This window comes from Georgenia sp. 311 (assembly GCF_006151955.1).
GTDB lineage: Bacteria > Actinomycetota > Actinomycetes > Actinomycetales > Actinomycetaceae > Oceanitalea > Oceanitalea wutianyii.
Genome location: NZ_VDFS01000064.1, coordinates 6,976 through 10,455, shown reverse-complemented (window position 1 = coordinate 10,455; position 3,480 = coordinate 6,976). Strand labels below are relative to the sequence as shown.

The window sequence follows — 3,480 nt, the reverse complement described above, 5'->3', positions numbered from 1 at the left end:
GGCCGGCCGGCGCGTCGTCGGGGAGCGCGAGGCTGCTCCCCGACGGCGCGCGGGACAGACGCTCTAGTGGATGACCAAGGGAGGAGACCCGCACAGCTGCACCGCCGGCACGTGCGTGGACAGCAGCGCGAGCGTGGCGTCCACCCGGTTGGAGATCTGCCACGACCACATCCACACGAGGAGGCGACGTCCCGGCCGCATCCGGACGATGACCGGTGCCAGCGGGATGGGCCCGAAGCCGCCGGGCAGCGCCGGGCTCGACGCGCTGGCGAACGCGCCCTTGCCCGTGCCGCCCTGCAGCAGACCGGCGCCGTGGACGTCCCACAGGCGGACCTGTCGAGTGAAGACGGGGGTCGAGTCCCCGTCTGCGTAGATGGTGACGCCCAGCCCGCCGAAGCTCCGCCAGTCCGGGGCTTCCGCCGCGGCGAACCAGGAGAACTCGTAGGTGCCCTGGGGCGTAATGCTCATGTCGACCTCGGCCGGTGAGCTCAGGTAGAACCCGACGCCGCCCGCGGCCTGGCCCTCCGTGCCGATGCTGACGACCTTGCCGTCGTGCTTGGCGCCGAACCCGAAGGCCGTGCCCTCGCTGTACTCGACGTCGTACGGGGTACCGATCAGTCGGCACCCCGTGCCGATGGTGAACTGGACGTCTCGTACCGCGACGCCGACGCCGATCCGCTCCTCGAGGCGGTGGAGCACCGTCGTGCGCAGCATGCTGCCGTGGATGCCGAGGCGCTCGTCCGCGGCCTGCGGAGCATCGACCTCCCGAGTCAGCCGTGCCAGCTCACCCCTGATGTGCTCGTTGAACACACCAACGTCGTTGTCCCGGGTGTCGCGTCCAGGAACCTCACGCTCGAGCGCGAGGACGTCATCTCGTCCGAACAGCCGTGCCAGATCCTCCATGATGGTTCCCCTCCACAGGGGTACGCCCGCGACTCGTCACCGCCGGTGAGACGGTTGGGTATCGGCTCCTGGACCAGTGCCGAGGAATGCCCGCGAAAGAGGTCGGCGACGTCAGGCCAACACCTGCCACGTTAGACCTCCAGCGAGGAGGGGTCGAGGTCTTACCGCCGGCAGGGACCGACTTCCTCCCCCCTTCTCCGCGGGGACGCTCCGGTCGCGGCGGTCATGACCCCATGTTTCGGTGGACCCCCACCCACCAGTCCGAGGAGGACCCCGATGACCGACGACGGAACCAGGAAGATCGCCGAGCTCGTCAAGGACGCCGGAATCGCGATGTTCACGACCGTGGACGCGGACCACCGCCTGGTGAGCCGGCCGATGGGCCTGCAGGAGGTCGAGTTCGACGGCGACCTGTGGTTCTTCGCCGACGACCGCTCCGACACGGTCGCCGAGGTCTCGGCCAACCCGTCGGTCAACGTCTCCTTCAGCACGCGCGGCTCGTGGGTCTCGGTCACCGGTGACTGCGAGGTCGTGCGCGACCGCGACCGCGCCGAGCAGCTGTGGAGCAGCTCCGTCGAGGCGTGGTTCCCCGACGGCCCCACCACCCCCGGCGTCGTCCTGCTCAAGGTGCACGCCCACGCCGCGCAGTACTGGGACGTGCCCGGCGCCAAGGTCGTCCAGCTCTTCAGCCTGGTGAAGGCGAAGGTCACCGGGCAGCGCTTCGAGGGCGGGGAGTCGGGCACCGTCGAGCTCGACTGACGCGCGGCCGCCGCGCCGTGCCACAGTGAGCGCATGAGCGCGCTTGTCAGCCCCGAGCAGCTGCGGTCCGAGCAGGAGGCCACGCTCCTCCTCGACGTCCGCTGGACGCTCGCCGGGCCGGATCGCGAGGGCTACCGCGCCGGGCACCTGCCCGGCGCGGTGTTCTGCGACCTCGACGCCGACCTCGCCGCCCCGCCCGGCCCCGGCGGCCGTCACCCCCTACCCGACCGCGCCGCGCTCGCCGAGGCGTTCCGGCGGCTCGGGGTCGGCCCGGACACCCGCGTCGTCGTGTACGACGGCGGCGTGGCGGCCGCCGCTGCGCGCGCGTGGTGGTGCCTGCGCTGGCTGGGCCACGAGGACGTGCGCGCCCTCGACGGCGGGCTCCCCGCGTGGGTCGCCGCCGGCGGCCCGCTCGAGACGGGCGACGTAACCCCCACGCCCGCGCCGTCGTCGCCCGCCTCCTCCACCGGCGACCTGCCCACCGTCGACGCCGACGACGTCGCTGCCGGCCGTGTCGGCATCGTCCTCGACGCCCGCGCCCCGGAGCGGTTCCGCGGCGAGAGCGAGCCGGTGGACCCTGTCGCCGGCCACATCCCCGGCGCGCGCTCCCTGCCCACCTCCCAGCTCCTCGACGGCGCCGGCCGCTACCTCCCCGCGCCCGCCCTGCGCGAGCTCTTCGCCTCGGTGGGAGCCGACGGCGACGAGCCGGTCGCGGCCTACTGCGGGTCGGGCGTCACCGCGGCACAGCTCGTCCTCGCCGCGCACGAGGCGGGGATCACCGCCGCCCTGTACCCCGGCTCCTGGTCGCACTGGATCACCGACCCCAGCCGCCCCGTCGCCACCGGACCGGCCTGAGCGAGGCGGCGCGGCGTACCTGCCATCGGCCGCACTGACGGTCTGGACGCCGGCGTCCGGAGTCCCGCTGTCACATCACGACACGTCTGTATACACGTGCCGATAACGTGAAGTGGCCATCGACGGCCACCCTCCATCGTTCAGAGAGGCACGGACCCGTGCGCAGAATCCCCCTTGCCCTGTCCCTCGTCGCGCTGCTCTCACTGTCCGCGTGCGGCACCGAGGACACCACCCAGCAGCCGGCCGAGACGGTCACCGCCAGGGCCGCTCCCACGAAGGAGGAGAAGCCCTCCCCCTCCCCCGCCCCGGTGAAGGAGAGCCCGGCGGCAACCGAGGACGCGTCCGAGGAACTCGCCGACGGGATCGTCATCAGGGAGGCAGGGGTCGGACAGGAGGGCGAGTACGCCCGGGCGGTCGCCCTGGTCGAGACCCGCGGGTACGTCGGTGAGTTCCTCACCGTCCACTTCAACGTCTTCGACGCCGACGACGAGCTGATCGCCTCCGGCGAGCAGGTCGAGGTGATCGCCAGCGAGGCGGGCACGTTCGCCGTCGGGACGATGGTCGACGTCGGCGCCGCGCGGGCCGCTCGGGTGGAGGCGACCCACGCCATCAGCGACTACGGCATGGGCGGCAAGGCGCTCCCCACGATCGAGCCGGCCCCGGTCACCCTCGGGGACTACGGCCTGGCAACCATCCGACTCACGAACCCGACGTCGGAGCCGTGGGAGAACCTGCGCATCGGGATCGTCTGCCGGAACGCCGAGGGCGCCATCGTCGGCGGAGGGGACTCCTACCCCAGCCTCGTCCCTGCCAACGCGGAGTCGATGGCCGACGGATACGTCATCGCCGGCGACGGCGTCACCGAGTGCACCGCCTACCCCCAGCACACCACCTGGTGACCCTCAGGCAAGCCGTGGGCAGCGACGTTGCCCGGCGCCCTCTCGTATGCAGATCACGCCGGCG

The 3,480-nt window shown here is 72.4% G+C and carries 4 protein-coding genes; 3 read left to right on the top strand and 1 reads right to left on the bottom strand.

The features are described from left to right. Nucleotides 1-63: 63 nt before the first annotated feature. The gene (locus tag FHE66_RS14500; protein WP_139073695.1) at nucleotides 64-903 is read right to left on the bottom strand and encodes a hypothetical protein; all 840 of its coding nucleotides are present in this window, start codon (nucleotides 901-903) and stop codon (nucleotides 64-66) included. A gap of 276 nt (nucleotides 904-1,179) precedes the next feature. Here FHE66_RS14500 and FHE66_RS14495 point away from each other — a divergent pair, with 276 nt between their 5' ends. From FHE66_RS14495 to FHE66_RS14485, 3 genes are all read left to right on the top strand, one after another. Further along, entirely contained in the window at nucleotides 1,180-1,662 is a 483-nt protein-coding gene (locus tag FHE66_RS14495) for a pyridoxamine 5'-phosphate oxidase family protein (protein WP_139073694.1), read from the top strand. 33 nt (nucleotides 1,663-1,695) lie between these two features. Next, entirely contained in the window at nucleotides 1,696-2,517 is an 822-nt protein-coding gene (locus FHE66_RS14490) for a sulfurtransferase (protein ID WP_139073693.1), read from the top strand. Between the two features lie 158 nt (nucleotides 2,518-2,675). Next, the gene (locus FHE66_RS14485; RefSeq protein WP_139073692.1) at nucleotides 2,676-3,416 is read left to right on the top strand and encodes a hypothetical protein; all 741 of its coding nucleotides are present in this window, start codon (nucleotides 2,676-2,678) and stop codon (nucleotides 3,414-3,416) included. Nucleotides 3,417-3,480 lie beyond the last annotated feature (64 nt).

What these genes read in the sequence shown, in the direction of transcription:
- FHE66_RS14500 (WP_139073695.1), bottom strand. Translation starts at nt 903, where the DNA reads ATGGAGGATCTGGCACGGCTGTTCGGACGAGATGACGTCCTCGCGCTC.
- FHE66_RS14495 (WP_139073694.1), top strand. Translation starts at nt 1,180, where the DNA reads ATGACCGACGACGGAACCAGGAAGATCGCCGAGCTCGTCAAGGACGCC.
- FHE66_RS14490 (WP_139073693.1), top strand. Translation starts at nt 1,696, where the DNA reads ATGAGCGCGCTTGTCAGCCCCGAGCAGCTGCGGTCCGAGCAGGAGGCC.